This is a genomic window from Photobacterium proteolyticum (genome assembly GCF_001939735.1).
Taxonomy (GTDB): domain Bacteria; phylum Pseudomonadota; class Gammaproteobacteria; order Enterobacterales; family Vibrionaceae; genus Photobacterium; species Photobacterium proteolyticum.
In genome coordinates, this window is the sequence record NZ_MJIL01000068.1 from 1 (window position 1) to 1,247 (window position 1,247).

The 1,247-nt window shown below is 49.7% G+C and carries 1 rRNA gene; it reads right to left on the reverse strand.

Annotated features, from left to right (window positions below):
- Window positions 1–382: 382 nt before the first annotated feature.
- Window positions 383–1,247: ribosomal RNA gene (locus tag BIT28_RS29810) — 16S ribosomal RNA — on the reverse strand; the annotation flags it as partial.

The window sequence follows — 1,247 nt, forward strand, 5'->3', positions numbered from 1 at the left end:
AAGGCATCCACCGTGTACGCTTAGTCACTTAACCATACAACCCCAAGAGGTTTCGTATGTTCAAACAACCAAGGTTTGTGTGCCTGATAAGGGCACATTGGTTTTTCGCCGGACTCTTCTTTTATTTTCACTTTTGAAAAAGTGAAGACAAAAGTACAAGACACTTGAATGTGTATTGCTTGAGAACTCGTTTCATCTCTCGATGAAACATTTTAATTCAACCTTGTGGTTGAATTTACTAGTCAGCTTTCCAGATTGTTAAAGAGCAAACGCTAAAAGCGTTAATCAATAACCGAAGTCATTCATTAGCGCTTTCGCTATTTCTAAAACCATTTCACCAGGCAATCTGTGTGGACACTGCATCAAACAAGCAGTCTATCGTTAAGGAGGTGATCCAGCCCCAGGTTCCCCTAGGGCTACCTTGTTACGACTTCACCCCAGTCATGAACCACACCGTGGTAAACGCCCTCCCGAAGGTTAAGCTATCTACTTCTGGTGCAGCCCACTCCCATGGTGTGACGGGCGGTGTGTACAAGGCCCGGGAACGTATTCACCGTGGCATTCTGATCCACGATTACTAGCGATTCCGACTTCATGGAGTCGAGTTGCAGACTCCAATCCGGACTACGACGTACTTTCTGGGATTCGCTCACCATCGCTGGTTGGCAGCCCTCTGTATACGCCATTGTAGCACGTGTGTAGCCCTACTCGTAAGGGCCATGATGACTTGACGTCGTCCCCACCTTCCTCCGGTTTATCACCGGCAGTCTCCCTGGAGTTCCCACCATGACGTGCTGGCAAACAAGGATAGGGGTTGCGCTCGTTGCGGGACTTAACCCAACATTTCACAACACGAGCTGACGACAGCCATGCAGCACCTGTCTCAGAGTTCCCGAAGGCACCAATCCATCTCTGGAAAGTTCTCTGGATGTCAAGAGTAGGTAAGGTTCTTCGCGTTGCATCGAATTAAACCACATGCTCCACCGCTTGTGCGGGCCCCCGTCAATTCATTTGAGTTTTAATCTTGCGACCGTACTCCCCAGGCGGTCTACTTAACGCGTTAGCTCCGAAAGCCACGGCTCAAGGCCACAACCTCCAAGTAGACATCGTTTACGGCGTGGACTACNCGGTTCCCGAAGGCACTCCTCTATCTCTAAAGGATTCCGTGGATGTCAAGAGTAGGTAAGGTTCTTCGCGTTGCATCGAATTAAACCACATGCTCCACCGCTTGTGCGGGCCCCCGTCAA